This window comes from Chryseobacterium sp. MYb7, from assembly GCF_002979455.1.
GTDB lineage: Bacteria > Bacteroidota > Bacteroidia > Flavobacteriales > Weeksellaceae > Chryseobacterium.
In genome coordinates, this window is record NZ_PCOU01000013.1 from 101,360 (window position 1) to 122,967 (window position 21,608).

16 protein-coding genes are annotated in these 21,608 nt (G+C 35.3%); 7 read left to right on the forward strand and 9 right to left on the reverse strand.

Annotated features, from left to right (window positions below; genetic code table 11):
- Positions 1–36: 36 nt before the first annotated feature.
- On the forward strand, positions 37–3,570 hold the full coding sequence (locus CQ046_RS12255) for a T9SS type A sorting domain-containing protein (RefSeq protein WP_105702517.1): 3,534 nt from the start codon (positions 37–39) through the stop codon (positions 3,568–3,570).
- Positions 3,571–3,741: 171 nt separating this feature from the next.
- A complete protein-coding gene (locus tag CQ046_RS12260; protein WP_105702518.1) occupies positions 3,742–6,069 on the forward strand; it encodes a GEVED domain-containing protein in 2,328 nt (775 codons plus the stop codon).
- Positions 6,070–6,233: 164 nt separating this feature from the next.
- Here the strand turns inward: CQ046_RS12260 and CQ046_RS23565 are convergent, their stop codons facing one another.
- On the reverse strand, positions 6,234–6,392 hold the full coding sequence (locus tag CQ046_RS23565; RefSeq protein WP_165790509.1) for a hypothetical protein: 159 nt from the start codon (positions 6,390–6,392) through the stop codon (positions 6,234–6,236).
- Positions 6,393–6,435: 43 nt separating this feature from the next.
- A complete protein-coding gene (locus tag CQ046_RS12265) occupies positions 6,436–7,263 on the reverse strand; it encodes an ion transporter (RefSeq protein ID WP_105702519.1) in 828 nt (275 codons plus the stop codon).
- Positions 7,264–7,412: 149 nt separating this feature from the next.
- Between CQ046_RS12265 and CQ046_RS12270 the strand changes: the two genes are divergently transcribed.
- Entirely contained in the window at positions 7,413–8,510 is a 1,098-nt protein-coding gene (locus tag CQ046_RS12270) for a Nif3-like dinuclear metal center hexameric protein (RefSeq protein WP_105702520.1), read from the forward strand.
- A gap of 2 nt (positions 8,511–8,512) precedes the next feature.
- The gene (locus CQ046_RS12275) at positions 8,513–9,289 is read left to right on the forward strand and encodes a zinc ribbon domain-containing protein (RefSeq protein WP_105702521.1); all 777 of its coding nucleotides are present in this window, start codon (positions 8,513–8,515) and stop codon (positions 9,287–9,289) included.
- A gap of 368 nt (positions 9,290–9,657) precedes the next feature.
- Here the strand turns inward: CQ046_RS12275 and CQ046_RS12280 are convergent, their stop codons facing one another.
- Positions 9,658–11,436: an AMP-dependent synthetase/ligase gene (locus CQ046_RS12280; RefSeq protein WP_105702522.1), complete on the reverse strand. Its 1,779-nt coding sequence runs from the start codon at positions 11,434–11,436 to the stop codon at positions 9,658–9,660.
- Positions 11,437–11,793: 357 nt separating this feature from the next.
- Here CQ046_RS12280 and CQ046_RS12285 point away from each other — a divergent pair, with 357 nt between their 5' ends.
- Together CQ046_RS12285 and CQ046_RS12290 are read left to right on the forward strand one after the other, a co-directional pair.
- Positions 11,794–12,933 (forward strand): acyl-CoA dehydrogenase, encoded by a 1,140-nt coding sequence (locus CQ046_RS12285; RefSeq protein ID WP_105702523.1) that lies wholly within the window; start codon positions 11,794–11,796, stop codon positions 12,931–12,933.
- 22 nt (positions 12,934–12,955) lie between these two features.
- Positions 12,956–13,321, forward strand: coding sequence for a hypothetical protein (locus CQ046_RS12290; RefSeq protein ID WP_105702524.1), 366 nt, complete (start codon positions 12,956–12,958; stop codon positions 13,319–13,321).
- Positions 13,322–13,589: 268 nt separating this feature from the next.
- Here the strand turns inward: CQ046_RS12290 and CQ046_RS12295 are convergent, their stop codons facing one another.
- The 4 genes from CQ046_RS12295 to CQ046_RS12310 all read right to left on the reverse strand — a co-directional run bounded on the left by CQ046_RS12295 (position 13,590) and on the right by CQ046_RS12310 (position 19,251).
- Entirely contained in the window at positions 13,590–14,534 is a 945-nt protein-coding gene (locus tag CQ046_RS12295) for a DUF4349 domain-containing protein (RefSeq protein WP_105702525.1), read from the reverse strand.
- 197 nt (positions 14,535–14,731) lie between these two features.
- Positions 14,732–15,676 (reverse strand): hypothetical protein, encoded by a 945-nt coding sequence (locus tag CQ046_RS12300; protein ID WP_105702526.1) that lies wholly within the window; start codon positions 15,674–15,676, stop codon positions 14,732–14,734.
- A 9-nt stretch (positions 15,677–15,685) separates the two neighbouring features.
- Positions 15,686–17,122 carry an MBOAT family O-acyltransferase gene (locus CQ046_RS12305; RefSeq protein ID WP_105702527.1) on the reverse strand — a complete coding sequence of 479 codons (1,437 nt, stop codon included), beginning with the start codon at positions 17,120–17,122 and terminating at the stop codon, positions 15,686–15,688.
- A 533-nt stretch (positions 17,123–17,655) separates the two neighbouring features.
- Positions 17,656–19,251, reverse strand: coding sequence for a peptide chain release factor 3 (locus tag CQ046_RS12310; RefSeq protein WP_105702528.1), 1,596 nt, complete (start codon positions 19,249–19,251; stop codon positions 17,656–17,658).
- A 303-nt stretch (positions 19,252–19,554) separates the two neighbouring features.
- On the opposite strand from CQ046_RS12310, the gene CQ046_RS12315 reads away from it, so the two are divergent.
- Entirely contained in the window at positions 19,555–20,076 is a 522-nt protein-coding gene (locus CQ046_RS12315; protein WP_123906614.1) for a hypothetical protein, read from the forward strand.
- Between the two features lie 40 nt (positions 20,077–20,116).
- Here CQ046_RS12315 and CQ046_RS12320 read toward each other — a convergent pair whose 3' ends face one another.
- Positions 20,117–20,827 (reverse strand): hypothetical protein, encoded by a 711-nt coding sequence (locus tag CQ046_RS12320; RefSeq protein ID WP_105702530.1) that lies wholly within the window; start codon positions 20,825–20,827, stop codon positions 20,117–20,119.
- Position 20,828: 1 nt separating this feature from the next.
- Entirely contained in the window at positions 20,829–21,533 is a 705-nt protein-coding gene (locus CQ046_RS12325) for a hypothetical protein (RefSeq protein ID WP_105702531.1), read from the reverse strand.
- Positions 21,534–21,608: the final 75 nt, after the last annotated feature.

The following is a 21,608-nucleotide window of genomic DNA, read 5'->3' on the forward strand; positions in this document are numbered from 1 at the left end:
TATTTTTACTGCCCTAACTTTTTATTATTACTATTTATGAAGAGATTATTACTTTCGTGCCTGACCGCATTTTATTATTGTGTGTCTGCGCAGGTGGGGCCACCTCAGCTTGCCACCCCGAACACAAGTAACGGATATGGCTTTGCTCAGTCTTCCGGTACTTATACACCATTATCTGCAGGGAGGACAATATGGCAGTCTGGTGCAACAATAGGAACTGATTTAGTCTCAGGAGCTATTCCTTTGCCAGGCTCTTTTACTTTTAATAACCAGAAATATAATTCTGTTTATATCAGTAACAATGGCTTTATTACATTTGGGGTTCCCGCTTCCAGTTCTACTTACACGGGTTTATCTTCCGATATTTCACCAACTACTTACGAAGGAGCTTTTGCTGGCTTTGCTGTCAACCTACGCCATGCCAATACTACAACGTCTGAGATTGCCTATGAAACGGTTGGTTCGAAATTTATTGTGCAATATACAGATGTACAGGGTAACTCTGCTTCTTCAGCACAGCTTCTTAATTTTCAAATTCAATTAGATCTTACAGCAAAGACAGTTGCTATTGTATATGGAAACTGTGTTTCCGGAACTGCAACTCTTACTGGACAGGTAGGGATAAGAGGATCGGAAAGTTCCGATGTAAATAATTTAACAGGGACAAACTGGAGTTCTCTTGCTGTAGGAAGTTCAAACAGCTCTACAGCGACTCTGGGAACTACAAACGGTACAACAGTTCCTGCCTCTGGACTTACATTTACTTACACTCCGGGAGCATGGCAAACCCCTCCCGTAGCATATGCTTCATTACCTTTTACAGAGAGCTTTAGTGCCTGGGAAAATGGTAATTCAACCTCAGATCTGCCAAGTGCCAGCTATTGGAGAACATGGCCGGCGAGAGGAGATAATTCCTGGAGACAGAGCGATATTGCAACATCCGGATTTACTTCGGCTTCAGGGTGGTCCAGCACTAGTGGATCTGCTACAGTTGCTACCCCTGCAGTAGCCCCAGCAGCCCGGTTTCATTCTTACAACTGTCAGTATGCTTCAGGATATATGGACTTGTACGTCAATCTTTCCTCAGGTACAGGAAACAGATACTTAAGTTTTGATTATATCAATCCTTCCGGAACAGATGTTTTAAAAATTCAGATTTCTACTGACGGAGGAAATACATTTACAGATGTGGGTTCTGCTCTAGGTGTTGCAGCATCATGGACTTCTAACTTTTTAGATTTAGGATCATCCAGTCCTAATGCAATTGTGAGATTCTTAGCAAAAGGAGATAATGGAAGTGACGATATCTATGTAGATAACGTTAAGATTTCCGCTATTACAATTCCGGACTGTACAGTAATTACAGCACCTGCTAATGCAGCAACAGGAATATCTGTAACACCAAATATCAAATGGAATGCTACAGCGGGAGCAACTTCTTACAAACTAAGCGTAGGAACTACACCAGGGGGTACAAATGTGATGAACGCAGTAGATGTAGGAAATGTGTTGACGTATACACTTCCGGCAGCAAGTCAGTTATTGTATAACACTACATATTATGCAACGGTACAGCCATCCAATAGCAACGGTACAGCTAGTGCATGTAATCCAATATCATTCGTTACTAAAAATATCGGCTGCCCTTCCGTTACTGCGCCATCATCATCTGCAACAGGCGTTTCTGTAACACCTACAATCACTTGGGGAGCGGTAACAGATGCTACCGGATATAAACTTTCTATTGGTACTACAACTGGTGGAACTGATGTGATGAATAATGTTGATTTAGGAAATGTTTTAACTTATACACTTTCTACTCCATTAAGCAATTCAACAAAATATTACTATACAGTTAACGCTTATACATCAACAAGTAACTCTGCTTCATGTACAGAGCGTAATTTTACAACAGTTTGTAGCGCAGAAAATGCCCCAACGGTACCGCAAAGCTTCACTGCATTTACTCCAACATGCTGGTCAGTGGCCAAAGGAGATGTTACAGCTTCATCTACTTTAACATACGGATCAAGTAAATGGGCTTCTGAGGCCGGTTTTGCCAATGCAGGATCTAATGCAGCTGTAAGAATCAATTTATATGGAGCCAATACCGGAGATTGGCTGATTTCTCAACCGATTAATCTTGGAGCTACCCCAGGTATGTTTAGAATGAAGTATAAAATGGCTGTTACCAGCTATTTGGGAACTACTTCACAAACAACTTTAGGTACTCATCAGGTTAGAATTATTGTCTCAACAGATGGTGGTACTACATGGAGTAATACAAACATTATAAAAACTTATACGGGAGCAGCAAGTTATTCTAGTACAGGGCAGGCAGAAACAATAAACCTTGCAGGATATTCAGGGAATGTTAAAATTGCTTTTGTTGCAACAACAAGCTCCAATACTCCGGATATAGACTTCCACGTTGACGACTTTGTAGTAGAAGCTATACCAACTTGTCTGGAACCTGTTTCTCCTGTAGTGGCTAACCCTACAGTTTCTACAGCAGATCTATCCTGGACAGCTCCTGCTACACCGCCAGCTAACGGTTATGAATATTATTACAGTACAAGCAGTACTGCTCCTACTTCCGCTACAGCAGCTAGTGGAACAAGCAATACTGTTTCAGCTCCTTTATCCGGGCTGGCTTCGAGCAGTACTTATTATGTTTGGGTAAGATCTGTTTGTGGTTCTAACGATAAAAGCGCTTGGGCTGGACCGGCTGTTTTCAATACACTTTGTGGTACAGTGATGGCTCCTTTTGCCCAGAATTTTGATAACGGAGTAGCGCCAAACTGCTGGAACAGTATAAATCCTACAGCAACGATTACAGATGCTAATCTTTTCTGGAAGTTTTCAGGAAGTGCAGATTACGGTGCTAATACAGCTAATAATGGAAGAGCAGCCGGTACTTATGCATGGGTAGATGCAAGTTCACCATATTCAGGAGCAGGTGCCAATACTGTTCAATTGATTACGCCTTCAGTAAATTTAACTGGATTAACTGCACCTATGGTTTCTTTTGATTGGTTTAAAAATCATTCTATGTCAACTTCTACTACAGTCTCACCTTCTACTTATGATAATAATAAACTTACTGTAGAGGTAAACGACGGAAATGGCTGGGTTGCTATATTTAGTGATAATACGAACTTAAATCAGTGGAGAACAGTGGCTATTCCTTTAGCAGCTTCTTATATCGGGGCTACTATTCAGGTGAGATTTACTGTTGATAAAAATGTGAGTGGTAACGGATATTTCTATGATGATGTTCTTTTAGATAATGTTGAGGTAAAGCAAAATCCTAACTTGGCAACTTCTGAAACTGCAGTAAAAGAGAATAAGATTAATGTATATCCTAATCCGTTTACTGATACGTTAACAATCTCTGATATATCAAAAGTACAATCTGTTTCTATCATTGATGTTTCCGGAAGATTGGTTAAAACTATTGAAAAACCTTCATCTGCTCTTCAACTGAGAGACCTTAAAGAAGGATTGTATTTAGTAGTATTAAATATGAAAGACGGTTCTAAACAAACGGTTAAAGCAATTAAGAAATAAAAAAATCTTAAGAAAATATGAACTGGAGACTACTCAAACTGAGTAGTCTCTTTTTTGTAGTATAAATTACCTATTATCAAAAGAAAAGCTTAATACGTTGTGATATAATAATAAAAGTATTTTTTTTGTTGATGATTTTTAACTAGATTTGAGTTACTAATAATATATTGCATGAAAAATATTTTACTTGTTGGTTTCTTAATGACTGGCTTTTTATCCTCCGCACAAACTTATTGTACGCCTGCATTTGCTAGTGGGTGCAGTGGGGGGGATGTGATCGATACTTTTAAAATTCCGGGTGCCGGATTTGATCATCAGAATACAGGTTGTTCTGTTGATGCGTATGGAGATTTTACTTCTATGACAATCAACCTGAATGCTGGGTTAAACTATGATTTTACTGTTAAACATGATTACAGTGATCAGAATATACGCATTTGGATCGATTTTAATAATGACGGAACTTTTGATGATACTGCGCCGGAGCTTGTAGCTTCTGCAAGCAGTGATTTCGTAGGTGGTGCCAATATTACTGCCGGACAGATAACTATCCCTTCTACAGTTACTCCGGGTACCTATAGAATGAGAGTAGGAGACAGATTCTCCAGTGAGCCTATTCCTTGTAATGTTGATGGGTATGGAGAAGCTCATGATTATACAGTAGTGATTGGAGCGGTTCCAACCTGTTTTGCTCCAACTGCTTTAACGGTGTCTGGAATTGCTACCAATACAGCTCAGATTTCATGGACTGCCCCGGCTGCTGCTCCAGCTAACGGTTATGAGTATTATTATTCAACCTCCAGTACATTTCCTACAGCTGCTACAGTAGTTTCTGGAACAAGTACTACGCTGAATGCCAACCTGCCTTCTACACTTACACCGGCTACCGTTTATTATGTTTGGGTACGTTCTGCATGTAGTGCATCTGACAAAAGTGCATGGTCTCCGGCAGCAACATTTATGACATCTTGCGTTTCAGTAGGGGTGCCATATGCATTGGATTTTGAAAGTGTAACAACTCCTGATCTTCCGGCTTGTACTTCAGTAGTTAATGATGGTTCCGGAAATATGTGGCAGACAGGTGATCTTGATGCCCAGGGATTTACGGGGAATGTTCTTCAATATTCATACGATTATGCCAATAATGCCAATACCTGGTTCTTCACCAATGGAATTAATCTTACTGCAGGTGTTGCCTACAGAATTAAATATAAATATGCAAATGCAGAAGGATTTGTATATGAAGAAAAATTAAAAGTAGCATATGGAACTTCAGCGACAGGTGCGGGGATGACCAATACCTTAGCAGATCATCCAAGTGTTGTTACAAGTACGGCAACAAGCGCTTTTGTGAACTTTACGCCATCTACTACAGGAGTGTATTATTTTGGATTTCAGGCATACTCTGATGCTAATATGAATCAATTATACGTTGATGATATTAATATAGATGTAGCTCCTTCTTGTAGTGAGCCTACAGCTGTAGCTGCTTCCAATGTTACAGCAAGTGGAGCTACAGTTTCATGGACAGCTGCAACGCCAGTACCAGCAAACGGATATGATATTTATTACAGTACAACCAATACAGCACCTACAGCAACAAGTACTCCTAATTTTACAGGAGTTACGGCAACTACCTATAATATTCCTAGTTTAGCACCTGCTACTGCTTATTACGTTTGGGTGAGGTCAGCGTGTAGTGCCTCCAGTACAAGTGTGTGGAGTACTAACACTACGTTTACCACTCTTTGTACAAGTGCTGGTTTACCTTATACTGTTGACTTTGAAAATGTTTCTACGCCGGCTCTTCCTGGTTGTACAGCAGCTGTGAATGCAGGATCTGGAAATAATTGGGAAACAGCGGATCCGCCTTCAGATAGCCAAGGGTTTACTACCAATGTATTGAGATACCATTATAATTCTTCTAACCCTGCCGATGCATGGTTCTTTACTCAAGGATTGAACCTGACAGCAGGAGTACAGTATACGATCAGTTATAAGTATGGAAATAATTCATCTACCTATGCAGAAAAATTAAAAGTAGCGTACGGAACTTCGCCAGTTGCATCAGCTATGACAAGTTCAGTGGCAGATTATCCAGCAATCAACGATGAAATGGCCCATACAGAAACGATCACCTTTACCGTTCCTACAACAGGAGTGTATTACTTTGGATTTAATGCCTATTCAGATGCGGATCAATACAATCTGTATGTTGATGATATTAGTGTTAACAATGCAAACCTGGCAGTCTCTGAAGTTTCTGCAACGAAAAGCGGTATCAAAGTATATCCTAATCCATTTACGGATGTATTGAATATTTCTGATGTTAAAAACGTTAAAAATGTATCTGTAACAGATGCTTCAGGAAGGCTAGTGAAGACTATTGCAAACCCTGAGTCTGTGATCCATTTAAGAGATTTAATGCAAGGTATTTATTTGGTCACTTTAGAAATGAAAGATGGTTCTAAACAGACTATCAAAGCCATTAAGAAATAATTTATCATTTAAATAAAAAGAAAGAGACGGGTCATTGATGATCCGTCTTTTTTGTGAAGTACATATTTATTTTGGGAATTAATGGTTCAAAAAAAGATGAGCGAAATACTTCACTCATCTTTTTATTTTATCCTATGACCTTTATTCAATATAAACTTTACTCATTATTTATTAGGTACCGGTTGTATTTCTCCCTTATTGAGAAGGTCAAAAACGGTAGGGAAGAACATTGCTAATATAAAGTAAACAATGATCATCAGTACGATGAGTGCAAAAAGAATAATCACTAAACTATTTGGTCTGTTTTTCTTTTGTGGTTCCATGATTTTGATGTATTTGGTGAATAAATTTTACTTATACCTAATATCAAGCTAATTTCTTGCCACATTTCTTGCAGTACCTTGCATCGTCATCAATATCGTCATTCCCACAACGTTCACATACTAATTCCATGTTTTGTCTCTTATTTCTCATTTCTGCAGTCACAATACCAGTAGGAACCGCGATAATGGAGTAACCAGCAAGCATCAAAACGACAGCGAAAAATTTTCCTAAAGGCGTAATAGGGGATACATCACCATATCCTACGGTGGTTACAGTAACTACTGCCCAATAGATAGATTGTGGTATGGTTTCAAAACCAGGTCTCCCACCTTCCACCATAAACATAAGTGATCCTACAATAACCGAGAAAATAATCAGAAACAGAAGGAAAATATAAATTTTTCTCGAACTGTTTTTCAAAGCCCTTACAATAAGATAGCCATCATTCATAAAATCCAGCAAATTGAAAATTCTGAAGATTCTCAGCATTCTCAGCATTCTGAAAATCAGGAAATACTTAGTGATAGGGAAGAAAAAGCTGAGGAAAAAAGGAACCAAAGCGAGAAAGTCTATAACCCCGAAAAAGCTGAAAATATAACTCTTTTTATTTTTTACCACGGCGATCCGCATAGAATATTCCACGGTAAAGAAAATGGAGATGATCCATTCCAGGATCAGAAAAGTATAATGAAATCTTTTGTCAAGCTGAGGTACACTTTCCATCATGATGATAGCGGTACTTGCAAGAATTAAGGACAGTAATATAATATCGAACAGTTTCCCGAGCCTTGTATCGGCACGGTAGATGATTCGGTAAAGGTATCTTTTCCAAAGGCTGTCTTCAGGAATAAGATTGTGTTCTCTTTCCATTGATATAGGATTATTTCAGGCTTAAGTTAGCCATTTTTATAAAGTGTAAGGTAAAGATATGACTGTTGAAAGAATTCTACAACTATTAAAATATTCTTTGGATTTTTAGTAAAATTAATATCTTCGCTGTAACTGTAAAATATAACTTAATGAAGCTAAAAACTGTAATTGCAAAGATTGAAGAGGAAATAAGTATCAGACAGGCAGAAGATTTTGATAATGTAGGACTTTTGTGTGGGGTTTATGACCGTGATGTATCCGGTATTCTGGTCTGTCATGATGCGTTGGAAAATGTTGTAGATGAGGCTATTGAGAGAAACTGCAATCTGATTGTATGTTTTCATCCTATTATATTTTCCGGCCTAAAATCTTTAACAGGGAAAAACTATGTAGAAAGAGCCGTTTTAAAAGCAATTGAAAATAAAGTGGCCATTTATGCTATTCACACAGCGTTTGATAATGATTTTTTTGGAGTAAATCATGGGATATGCAGCCAGTTGGGATTAAAGAATATGAAAATTCTTCAGCCTAAAGAAAATAATTTAAAACAACTTACAGTTTTTGTTCCCAAAGAATACTCAGAAAAAGTAAAAGAAGCTATGTTTTCAGCAGGAGCGGGGAATATAGGGTTTTATGACGAATGCAGTTTTACAGTGAACGGAAACGGGACATTCAGACCTACAGAAGGTTCAAATCCATTTTCAGGACAACAGGGAATTCGTGAAAATGCAGATGAAGATATGATCTCCGTAATCTTTGAAGGGTTTAAACAGGGGCAGATTGTAGGAGCTATGAAAGCCGCTCATCCTTATGAAGAAGTGGCTCATCAGGTTTATAGTCTGGATAATAAAAACCATCATGCTGGGCTAGGAATGTATGGTGATCTGGAAGAGGAGATGGATGAAAAAGATTTCCTTGGTTTTGTAAAAGAAAAATTTGGCCTTGAAGTGATAAAACATTCTTCCTTTAATAATAAAAAAATCAAAAGAGTAGGAGTTCTTGGTGGTTCCGGAGCCAGCGGTATTCGATCTGCAGCAGCCAAGAAATGTGATGCTTATCTTACCGGAGATCTTAAATATCACGACTATTTTTTAGCAGAGTCTAAAATGCTGATCTGTGATATAGGACATTATGAGTCTGAACAATTTGTTGCTCAACAATTATTTGAAATTTTGTCACAAAAATTTAGTACATTTGCAATTTCAAAATCTATTGAAAAAACAAACCCAGTAAATTATTTCATTTAAATATGGCAAAAACCAACGATATTTCAGTTGAAGAAAAATTAAGAGCTTTATACGATTTACAGATCATTGATTCAAGATTGGATGAAATCCGAAATACTAGAGGAGAATTGCCAATTGAAGTTGAAGATCTTGAAATCGAGATTGAAGGTCTTGAAAAAAGAGCTGAAAAATTTCATGCTGATATCAAAGATCAGGACGATCAGATTAAAACAAAGCATGAAGTTATTAACCATGCTAAAACTTTAATTGAGAAATACAAATCTCAGCAGGATAATGTAAGAAACAATAAAGAGTTTGAAGCATTAGGAAAAGAAATGGAATTCCAGGATCTGGAAATTCAGCTTGCTGAAAAAAGAATTAAAGAATTCGGAGTTAAAATCGCTCACAAAAATGAAACTTTAAGCGAACTTACTTCAAAGATCGACGATTTGAAAAATCACCTGAAATTCAAGAAAGAAGAATTGGATGGTTTGATCTCTGAAACTCAGAAAGAAGAAGAATACCTGATTGAGCAGTCTAAAGAATATGCAGGTAAAATTGATGAGAGATTACTGGCTTCTTACAACAGAATCAGAACAAACTCTATCAATGGTCTTGCTGTAGTAGGGTTGGAAAGAGGAGCTCCAAAAGGATCTTTCTTCACTATTCCTCCTCAAAAGCAAATGGAAATTGCTCAGAGAAAGAAAATCATTATTGACGAACACTCTGGAAAAATTCTTGTAGACGACGAGTTGGTAATGGAAGAAAACGAAAGAATGAAATCTGTAATTAAATTCTAATTATTGGTTTTACAACATACAAAAGCTGTTTCAGAAATGAAACAGCTTTTTTTGTGTATCAATAGAAACGGACTGGCCATCCTGAGCATAACCTGAAAGGTTACGAATGTCAGTTCAAGAAAAGAGCCCATTTAATCTTTTAGCAGATGTAATTTTTTACGGTGTCCTTGTCATTCCGAATCTCTACACAATCTTTTAATCTGTTATAGATTCTTGTGGAATGACACAAAGTTGCAGGTAGTCATAACGGTTGAAATAACCAATGGGAAATCATCAATAGAAATGGGCTTTAGCCCGTTCGTTTATCAAAATAAAATTTAGCCAAAATCTATAAAAAAACCGCTTCATTTTGAAGCGGTTGATATTTTTTAATCCTGATGATCATACATCTTATTGTATAAAGCAATAAACTTCTCTTTTACCGCTTTTCTTTTCAGTTTTAATGTTGGAGTAAGCAATCCGCTTTCAATGCTCCATACTTCAGGAGTAAGCTCAATTTTTTTGATTTTCTCCCAGTTTCCAAGGTGTTCGTTAATGCCCTCGATTTCTTTTTCAATTCTTTGCTTCAGTTCAGTGCTTTTTGCAATCTCTTCCGGTGTAGAACCGATATTCAGATTGTTTCTTAAAGCCCAGTTTTTAGCAAATTCAAAATCTGGCTGTACCAAAGCACATGGCATCTTCTCACCATCGCCTACTACCATAATCTGTTCAATGAATTTGGAAGCTTTTGCTAAGTTTTCAATAGTCTGAGGAGCAATATATTTTCCGCCGGATGTCTTGAACATTTCTTTCTTACGGTCAGTGATCTGTAAAAATCCGTCACCATCAATATGCCCAATATCTCCCGTTTTGAAGAAACCATCTTCAGTAAAGGCTTCTTTTGTCATTTCTTCATTCTGGAAATATCCTTTGAATACTGATGGCCCTTTTACGGTAATTTCACCATCTTCCTGAATCTTAACCTTTAAATTATCCAATGGAATTCCTACGGTTCCCACTTTCATTTTATCAAAGCTGTTTACGGAAATTACAGGGGATGTTTCTGTTAAACCATATCCTTCCAAAATAGGAATACCAGCATTTTGGAACATCAGGTTAAGTCTTGTAGACAAGGCAGCTGATCCTGAAACCAAAGTTACGATTTCACCACCTAAACCTTCTCTCCATTTAGAAAATACCAATTTATCGGCAATCATTTCCTGAAGTCCGGATGGCTTGGAGATTACTTTCTTTTTACTGATTAAGTTCAAAGCCCAGAAGAAGATTTTTGATTTTAATCCTCCGGCTGAAGATCCTGTATTATAGATTTTATCATATACCTTTTCTACCAGTCTTGGTACTACAGTCATATAATGAGGCTTCACTTCTTTTACGTTTTCACCCATTTTCTCAATGCTTTCGGCGAAATAAAGAGAGAAACCGTTGTATTGATAAAGATAAAACAGCATTCTTTCAAAAATATGGCAGATAGGAAGGAAACTTAAAGCCCTTGCATCTTTATAATCGAAGCCTCTCTTTTTCGGAATCCTTGGAATAGCTCCCAAAATATTAGATACAATATTATTATGCGTAAGCATTACTCCTTTAGGTCTTCCCGTAGTTCCGGAAGTGTAAATAATAGTGGCAAGATCTTCAGTATTGATCGCATTGGAAAGGTCATCCACTTCAATTTGTGTAGATTCATCTTTACCCAGATCCAGAATTTCTCTCCAGTTGGCTGCCCCACTGATATTATCAAAAGTAAAAATTCCCTGTAAACTTGGGATATTATGCTTTACTTTCATCACCTTACTCAATAGCTCCTTATCAGAAACAAAACAGTACTGAATTTCAGCATTATTGAAGATAAATTCATAATCTTCAGGAGAAATACTTGGATAAACCGGTACAGAAACGACCCCGATCTGAGAAAGTCCAAAATCCATAATGGCCCATTCTGTACGGGAATTGGTTGTAATCAAAGCGATTTTATCACCTGGTTTTATACCAAGCTTCAATAATCCTCTGGATATCTTATTTCCCTCATTAATAAACTCCTGGGTAGAAGTTTTTTTCCACTCACCCTGATACTTGGTTACAAACATATCCGTTTTAGGATATTTTTCTAAAGCATAGTGCGGAATATCGAATAATCTCTTGATCGTCATGATTTTTTACGTAATTTATAAAGAAACTTAAATATAAGCATTTTTTTTAATTGGAAACATCTGCATGCAATAATTAGAAATAAGTTAAATGCTAACCATAATATATAGAATCAAAAAGGAGGCCGGAAGCCCTGAAAAAGGGATTTTATATTTTAAATTGATCTTTCGGGAATGGTTATTTTTTCTAATAAATCTAATATTGTTTTTATATCTTATCACTCCCAATCCCAAAACGCGCACTCATTCTCATTAAACCTCCCTCAACTTCCTTTTTCTGTACCTTTTTTCGGCTTTCAATTTAATTTTTTCAGATTTCGTTAAAAAGTGTAAATTTACGGCTATCTAATTATTTTTTTTATGGACTTTAATTTATCGGAAGAACAGCTGATGATTCAGCAGGCAGCAAGAGATTTTGCACAAAACGAACTATTACCAGGGGTGATTGAAAGAGACCGTGACCAGAAATTCCCTGCAGAACAGGTGAAGAAAATGGGAGAAATGGGACTTTTAGGAATGATGGTAGATCCAAAATACGGCGGTGCAGGTATGGACAGCGTTTCTTACGTGCTGGCGATGGAGGAAATTGCAAAAATAGATGCTTCTGCAGCTGTTGTAATGTCTGTAAACAATTCATTGGTTTGTGCCGGTCTTGAAAAATTTGCTTCTGAAGAGCAAAAAGTAAAATATCTTACTCCACTGGCAAGCGGGCAGGTGATCGGAGCATTTGCATTATCTGAGCCGGAAGCTGGTTCTGATGCTACTTCTCAGAAAACAACTGCTGAAGACAAAGGAGATTACTATCTTTTAAATGGGATCAAAAACTGGATCACCAATGGTGGAACAGCTACTTATTATATCGTAATTGCACAGACAGATCCTGAGAAAAAACATAAAGGAATCAATGCTTTCATCGTAGAAAGAGGATGGGAAGGTTTTGAAATCGGACTGAAAGAAGACAAATTAGGAATCAGAGGAAGTGATACACACTCTTTGATCTTTAACAATGTAAAAGTTCCAAAAGAAAACAGAATTGGTGAAGACGGATTCGGATTCAACTTTGCAATGGCTGTATTGAACGGAGGAAGAATCGGTATTGCTTCTCAGGCTTTAGGAATTGCTTCAGGGGCTTACGAACTGGCCTTGAAATATGCTAAAACAAGAAAAGCTTTCAAAACTGAAATTATCAACCACCAGGCTATTGCGTTCAAATTAGCTGATATGGCTACTCAGATTACAGCAGCAAGAATGCTTTGCTTCAAAGCAGCATGTGAAAAAGATGCTGGAAAAGATATCTCTGAAAGTGGAGCTATGGCAAAATTATACTCTTCTCAGGTAGCAATGGATACTACTATTGAAGCAGTACAGATCCACGGTGGATACGGATATGTGAAAGAATACCACGTAGAAAGATTAATGAGAGATGCAAAAATCACTCAGATCTACGAAGGAACTTCAGAAATTCAGAAAATCGTGATCTCAAGAAGTATCGCAAAATAACATTTTATAAAACACACTACCTATGAAAAAATCTTTGTGGATCATCCTCGGTGTTGTACTGCTGTTACTGGGCGTATTTGTCTGGTACAAGTATTATTTCGTTTTTGGAGAAGGCGTAAAATCCGGATACCTGAACTATGCAATGAAAAAAGGCTATGTCTTCAAAACCTATGAAGGTAAGCTGATTCAGGAAGGCTTCGGAAGCGGAAAAACAGGAACTATTACAAGCTATGAGTTTGAATTTTCTGTAGATGACCCTGAAGTTTTCAAACAACTGGAAACCAACAGCGGAAAAACGTTTGATCTGCATTACAAAGAATACAATGGTGCTCTTCCGTGGAGAGGAAATACCAAGTTTATCGTAGATAAAGTAGTGAATATGAAATAAAAACAAATAAGGCTCTCAATTTGAGGGCCTTATTTTACACCAAATCACAAAATATTAATATATGAAATAAAAATTTCCAAACTTATTTTGAACCTTGTCTTACAACAAAGATTCCTTACATTTTGCTTATACTTAAAGTTAAGAGGAATTTTTCTAATAAGCAAGTTCTTTTTTTAAACTTAGATAAAATTAAGTATAAGAATTGAACTTCAATTCTAAACCTCATTAAAAAAATATTAAAAATCCACCCCTGAGGATGGATTTGAATCTAGTGAGAATCGTTATTAGGAATGTTTGTGTTCTTCTTTTTATAAAAATAATATCCTATACCTGCAATCAGGAATAATGGCCATAAAGGAAGGATAAACAGGAATATAGAAGTTATCACGTCCCAGCCGGATTCAATGGCAGCTAGCGATTTTCCACCGAAAGTTTTTGGTTCTGTTTTTGTTTTCGCTTGATCACTGATGTTAACTGTAATTGTACAAATGGTATTGTCTGTATAGTTTCGTCCTGAAACCTGAATATCTTTCGTATCAATATCTCCTACATTATCGTTGATTGCATTCATTAAACCATCAAAATGCTGGATGGGAACTTTAATATCAAGGCTGTATACTTTTTGATCATCTCCATGAGGTCTTGCAGATTCTACATAAGAGAGATTTTCACTTTTGATGTAGCCGTTATTTCTGTGAGCTTCCTCCCGGATAATTTCCTTCACCGTTTCTGCATTCTCGGCTCTTATGACAAGATATCCTGATTTTACCATTCTATCTTTAGCCGTATTCAGTTCATAGCTGTCATTTTTAGGCTTGTCTTTATAAATGATTTTGGTTTCTTTAATAACTTTTGGAGCCGGAGCTTTTACAGCAACCTTTTCAGATTTCTTCTCCGTCGAATCCTTTTTCTCGATTTTTGATTCCAGTTTTGTATTGGCAATTTTCTCAGATAAAGAATCTACCATTTTGGAGGTATTATCTATTTTTTGCTGAATATCATTTTTGGTATCTTCAAAATCTTTTATTTTAATACTGGCAGAATCCATGATCTGGTTTGCTGTTTTGCTGGCATTATCAACGGTTTCTGTAGCAACAGTCGCAGCACTGTCGGCTGAATGGATAGCTTCATTTATTTTATCCTGTGCAACATCTGCTTTTTTACACATAATGAAAGTGCTTGATACCGCAACGAGTAATATGAACTTTTTCATAACATTAATTTTTTTGATGAAGTAAAATTAGAAGGGAAGTTCTTGTAAAGATTGTAAATGAAATGTATTGTGCTGGTAAAATACTAACTATTGTATTTTCAGTATTTTGTATTTGTTTTACAAATGATTTACAAAAAGCTTTATTAACTATTTATCATCAATCAGAAAAATTAAAATTACTTTTAATTAAACATTAGTTAGAATTTGCTCTTAATGATTTGCTTATCATTTAAAATTTCAATCAATTTTTTATTAAATATCCTTACTCCATTTTGGTTCAAATGATGTGCATCATAAAAATCTAATGAATCGTTAAGATTCATTATTTCATTAAAATTATAGTATTCGGAATAACTTTTCATTTTTTCATCGAAGTATTTGTTATTAGAATAGCTTGTGTAAAGGTTATGAGTCATTGGCGCATATACCAATATGAGTTTAATGTTTCTTTCTTTAATTTTAGCTAAACATTTTTCGAATGCTTCAATTTGCTTTTTAGAGATAATAATTTTTTGTTTATTCTGTTTTGACGGCTTATTGTAATAAGCGATCTCAGATTCCACAAAACCACCATGAATATATTTATCCTTAACCTTCTTGATAGGTTCGATATACGATTGGTTTAAATGAAACAAATCTTTATGAAGAGCATACAAAAGAGTATTATACGTTCTAATATGGTTTACTTTTAGTGCCATTTCATAAGAATATAAATCATTTGTATCATTAGCAATAAGATCCAAAGATGATTCCACTCCATCAGAGCTAAAAGTTAAAGGATTTACCTCAAAAATTATTGATTTAGGATGTATTTTGTCTAAATACCTTTCCAGAAGAGTTAATGTTTGAATGGGAGTCTGAGCACTAGAGCCTAAATTGAAAGATGTAAAACCTTCTTTTTTGAATATTCTATTATCAAAACCTCTATATGTATGTGATGAACCCAAAAATAAAATATCAATACTGTCAATTTGCTTGATTTCTTTTAAACGGGTATACATATGACCGTATGAGCCAATTTTATAATTTATATTCGGTTTTAAAAATGGAAATGCATATTCACCCCACAGAGTTATAGTAAATACATAAAATATGAGATTATATATGATGAAAATCACCAGGTTGTATAATAATTTTTTCATAGTGCTTTTCTAAAACTGAAAATAAATAAATGGGGTTTCTTGTGTTTGCATAAACATTCCGATTGCAAGAATTATAAGAGCATATACCAACCAGCGAAAAGGTTTTCCAAGCTTTAAGTCAAGTTTTTCTAATGCATAATTTCCTTCTCTGCCTAACCATTCAATTGTTATAAAAATTATAAGTAAGAAAATAGTTGCATAGGGTATGGATGGAATAGTAAAAAATGATTTTTTGAAAATACCGCCTATATACTCAAAAGCGTGGCTAAGAGAATTTGCACGGAAAAATATCCAGCAAAAAGTAGTTAATGTAAAAGTGGAAACCAATTGAAGTACTTCTTTTAGATTGGGGAAATATTTTCCTTTTGCCACAATTTCCATATTATTTCTATTGGTTTTCATAATGATGGATGGCATTATAAATAAGGCATTAATCCCTCCCCAGAAGATAAATGTCCAATTTGCGCCATGCCAAAATCCACTTACTAAAAAGATGATAAAAGTATTCCGGATTCTCATCCAATTTCCCCCTTTACTTCCACCAAGGGGAATGTATAAATAGTCTTTAAACCAGGAAGATAGTGAAATATGCCATCTGCGCCAAAATTCAGCAATATCTCTTGAAAAATAAGGAAAGTTGAAATTCTTCAATAGCTCTATTCCTAATAACCTTGCAGAACCCAACGCAATATCTGAATATCCTGAAAAGTCTCCATATATTTGAAAAGTAAAAAAAATGGCTCCCAATACAAGACTGCTTCCACTTTGATGTGCACTATTATTAAAAATTTCATTAGCAAAAACTGCACAATTATCTGCAATAACGATTTTTTTGAAAAGCCCCCATAATATTTGTCTTAGCCCATCAACTGCTTTTGTATAATTGAATTTTCGTGGTGTTTCTAACTGAGGGAGTAGATGGGTCGCACGTTCAATTGGACCTGCAACTAATAAAGGAAAAAAGCTGACAAACAAGGTATAATTTACCCAATTATAAGATGGCTTAATTTTATCATAATAAATATCTAATACATAAGACAATCCGTGAAATGTATAAAAAGAAATCCCAACAGGAAGTATTATTTGTAGGGTTGAATAGTGTATTTGAAGTCCGAAGTTTCTTAATAGTTCACCAAAAGAATCTATAAAGAAATTATAATATTTAAAAAAACCGAGAAATCCCAAATTGATTCCAATACTCAAAAAGAGCCATATTTTTTTCTTTAATTGGGTTTTAGCTTCATGGATGATAATTCCGGAAAAATAATCAAGTCCTGTGGAAAAAGCCAGTAAAAATACAAAACGCCAATCCCAACAACTATAAAAGTAATAGCTGACTGCCAGCAACATTATATTTTGCCATTTTAACGACTTACCATTAAGCCACCAGTAAAGCATAAAAATGATTGGAAAAAAGATGAGATAGTTTAAAGAATTAAAAAGCATTTTTTATTTGATATATTAAAACTTTTAGTTTTAATGGTTTTTACGTTCGTAATTAATTTAAGATTGTTTAAATCAAGATAAAGAAGGAAAGGTTAAATGATTTACATTTATACATAAGTATTCAATCTTTCAAAATCTCAGCTTTATTTATAAAGTTTGAGAGTATATTATAAAGGATTGACTTCTCTAATTTGACTTTCTCCCAAAAGAATTTGAATTAAATCAATTAAAAGAATTGTATGGATTTCTCTTTGTTCAAAATTGTTTTTTTTTATTGAATAAAGCAAAAAACAAGGTATTACTTATGTATTATATATGTATAATTTATGTAGTATATGTGTACTACAAGTCTACTACATGTGTGCATTACATATGTATAAAATGTTTGTGATTGGGCATGTTGGATTTTTGTTGTATTAAATAAGTTTTTTGTAGGAAATGAAATGTTATAGATATAAAAAAATCCGCAGAAAATTTCTGCGGATCTATATCTTAAAACAACTTCGCTTTTTCGCTATTTTGTATTTTATTGTCTAGTTCTCTCTGAACTCACTAATGAAGTGTAATTTCACATTCGGGAATTTCTCCTGCGTCATATGAATTGTGAAAGAAGAGTCTGCAAGGAATACCAATTGATTGTATTTATCTCTTGCCAGGAATCTCTGCTTCAATCTTGCAAATTCTTTGAACTCTTCAGATTTTTCATCTGCTTCTACCCAACATGCTTTGTGCATGGATAGAGGTTCGTAAGTACATTTTGCACCATATTCATGTTCAAGACGGTATTGGATAACTTCGTATTGAAGAGCTCCCACCGTTCCAATGATCTTTCTGTTATTCATTTCAAGGGTAAATAACTGGGCAACTCCTTCATCCATCAACTGATCAATACCTTTTGCCAATTGTTTAGCTTTTAAAGGATCATTGTTGTTGATGTAACGGAAATGCTCAGGAGAGAAGCTCGGAATACCTTTGAAGCTTAATTTTTCTCCACCAGTCAATGTATCTCCGATTCTGAAACTTCCTGTATCATGTAAACCAACGATATCTCCAGGGAAACTTTCTTCTACAACCTCCTTTTTATCTGCAAAGAATGCGTTAGGAGAGGAGAACTTCATTTTCTTGCCTTCTCTTACTAATAAATAGTTTTCGTTTCTCTTGAATGTTCCTGAAACAATTTTTACGAAAGCAAGTCTGTCTCTGTGCTTTGGATCCATATTCGCATGGATTTTGAAAACGAATCCTGTGAAAGTTTCTTCTTCAGGTTTTACCAGACGGGTCTCACTTTCTTTGGGCTGTGGCATTGGAGCAATATCAATGAAAGCATTCAATAATTCGCGCACTCCAAAGTTATTCAAAGCAGAACCGAAGAATACAGGCTGAAGATCACCATTCATATAATCCTCACGGTTAAATTCAGGATAAACAGATTGAATCAGATCAAGTTCTTCTCTTAAAGTTTTTGCTGCCTTTTCACCAATAACATCATCAATAGAAGTATCATTGATGTCATCAAACTTAATAGAATCTCCAACTTTCTGTTTTTTCTCTTCTAAGAATAACTGAATATTGTTTTCCCATATATTATAAATTCCCTGGAAGTCACTTCCCATGCCAATTGGTAAAGAAAGTGGACAAACTGTTAATCCCAGTTTCTGTTCTACTTCATCCAAAAGATCGAAAGCATCTTTACCTTCACGGTCCAGTTTATTGATGAAAACCAACATCGGAATGTTTCTCATTCTACAAACCTGAACCAGTTTTTCTGTTTGTTCCTCAACCCCTTTTGCAACGTCAATCACTACAATTACAGAGTCTACGGCCGTTAATGTTCTGTACGTATCTTCAGCGAAGTCTTTGTGACCGGGAGTATCGAGAATGTTGATTTTGTGGTCTCTATATTCAAAAGCCAATACGGATGTCGCAACAGAGATCCCTCTCTGTCTTTCGATTTCCATAAAGTCGGAGGTAGCTCCTTTTTTTATTTTGTTGGATTTTACCGCACCTGCTTCCTGAATAGCTCCCCCGAAAAGAAGTAACTTTTCAGTAAGAGTTGTTTTTCCGGCATCCGGGTGGGAAATGATCCCGAAGGTCTTTCTTTTTTGTATTTCTTTGATTAAGTCTGACATATCGTATTTTGAAGTTGCAAAAATCGGGATTTTTTACGAGGTTTTCAAATAAAATATGTATTAGATCGAAGAGTTTGTAGAAGGAAAGGCTTGAAAGGAGTGGAGATCAGATTTAAATGTAGGAAATGAGAATTGAAGTAATTACGGAATAAATCTTTAATATTTATGGTTTTAATATCTGCTTATAGATTTTTTTTCATCGTAAAAAAGATATTTCATAACAGGTGTGAATTATTTTAAAAACAGGTATTGAAGTTTGTGAAAATTACTCTATAATTGCATAATTAAAACACAAGATTTCAAATGATGAATAAAAATAACTTCTACAGTTTAGGAGGGAAATTATGTCTGTTTTTCTCTATTTTATTGATGTTTTCATGCAATCATGAAGACAATACTTACCCAAGTTCTAAAAATAAAAATGAAACCATTCAATCTTCACCCTATAATAGTTTTATTACCTCACCTGTAGATCAATTGTATCTGCTTTGCCCGGAAGGAGATATGGTTTGTCATAATAATATGAGCTTAACCATAGCAACGGCTCAATATTTTAAATCCTTAAACCCAGGTACTGCCGCCCTAGGAAGCTATAACAATATTTTTTATACCACAAGAGACTATCTTGCAGATCATAATTTTTCTGATGAAGCTCAAGCATTTCTTTCAGATAAACTCAATTTTTTAGCAGAATGGAATAAGACACAAGATAATTCAACACCTGAAAAACAACTTAAAAATCTGGAATTTATACATTCTTCACTAAAATATTTTATTGAGAATCCTCAGACAACAACTGATCAGTTTAAAAAACTGTTTATGTAATAAGCTGAATACAGAAAGATGTTGAAAAGGGTAGGGTAAATCAAATGATTATTTTAAATAAAAGTATAAAGAGGTAAATTAATCCTGCAGCAACCAGTAGAAAGGTAAAGATCATAACATATTCAAATATTCCAAATTCAGTTTTTTGTGGCTCCGAAGTAAGATTATACTGCTCAATTGTCTGCGGGCTTATTTTCAGATCCGGACGAAAGTGTTGAACACCTTTTAAAAACTGACGGTACAGATCATATTTGTTGTTCAGAATCAACAGTTCAAAATTAAAATCAATAGTTGTTGGCACAATTTCACCTGCTTTATTTTTCAGATAGACCTGCAATGTCGTTTTGCCGTGTTTTACGGGCTGGGTGTTGTATACATGTACATCGTTAGAAGAATTTTGACCTGGCTGAAGGTCTTTATACAATATTGTTTCAATGATTACATTGCGATTGTTGTAGAAAATAACACCTTCTTGATCCACAACGGCTTTTCGTATTTTTTGTTTTTTTCGGTAAGTTAAAACCATTATCAAAGCGATGCAGCAAAATATAAGAAGAATCTGAGCAATAAGAAGTGTGAAAAAAATGCCAAGATCATGTTCTAAATATTGCCTGAAATTATTGTAAATAAGATCGAAAACAAAGCCAATTACCGTAATAATCAGAATGACAGCGATCCACATGATTCCCATTAGAAAATAAGTAATGGGTTTATTGATTTTAGATTCTGTAATCTGGAATTTTTCTGTCATATTAATGCTTTGTTTCAGTTAATAAAAAAACAAATCCACATATAATTGCCGTAATAACAAGTGCTGCCAGCATTAAAAGCCAGCCTCCTGTAGAAACCCCTTTGCTATTCACCTTCCAGGTTTCTGTATCGATAGAATAACTGCGGAAAACCAGGGGATCTATCTTTAAATCAGGACGGAAAGTAACAATACCATGCAGGAAATGAGCATACAGCATCGATTTATCTTTTACCACTTTCAGAGGTAAATTCATATCAATACGCCTTGCAATCTCCTCTTTTTTACCTGATAGAACTGTTACTTCCAATAAAGGAGCAATACCTGATCCCACAGGATTGACTGTGTAAATATCGAAATTCTGTTTTGAAGACCGGAGTTCTGTGTAGAGTATCTGATCCGTAATCTCATTTCTTGAATTGTAAAATAAAAGTCCGGTTTCATCAACCACGATTTTATGAGCTAATTTTTTCCTTTTAATCATATAAATGCGGATAGAAGGAATAAGGATAATCAATAAAATTCCCCAGATGGCCAGAGTAGGGTACAGCATGGTTTCAAAACCTCTTGTGTAAATTCCGTAAGCAGGAACTAAAACGAAAAGCAAAGCGAAAGGAATAAAGATCACAAAGAAAAGTACATTCAGAACAATAGTCATAAACTTGTTGGTTGAAGACTCAATTCTTTGGAATGAAGATTCTGTATTCATTTTGTGATGTTCATGGATAAAGGAACGAAAATAAGAAATTCCTTTTTTAGTTGCCTGTAGCAGTCAAAAAAATTA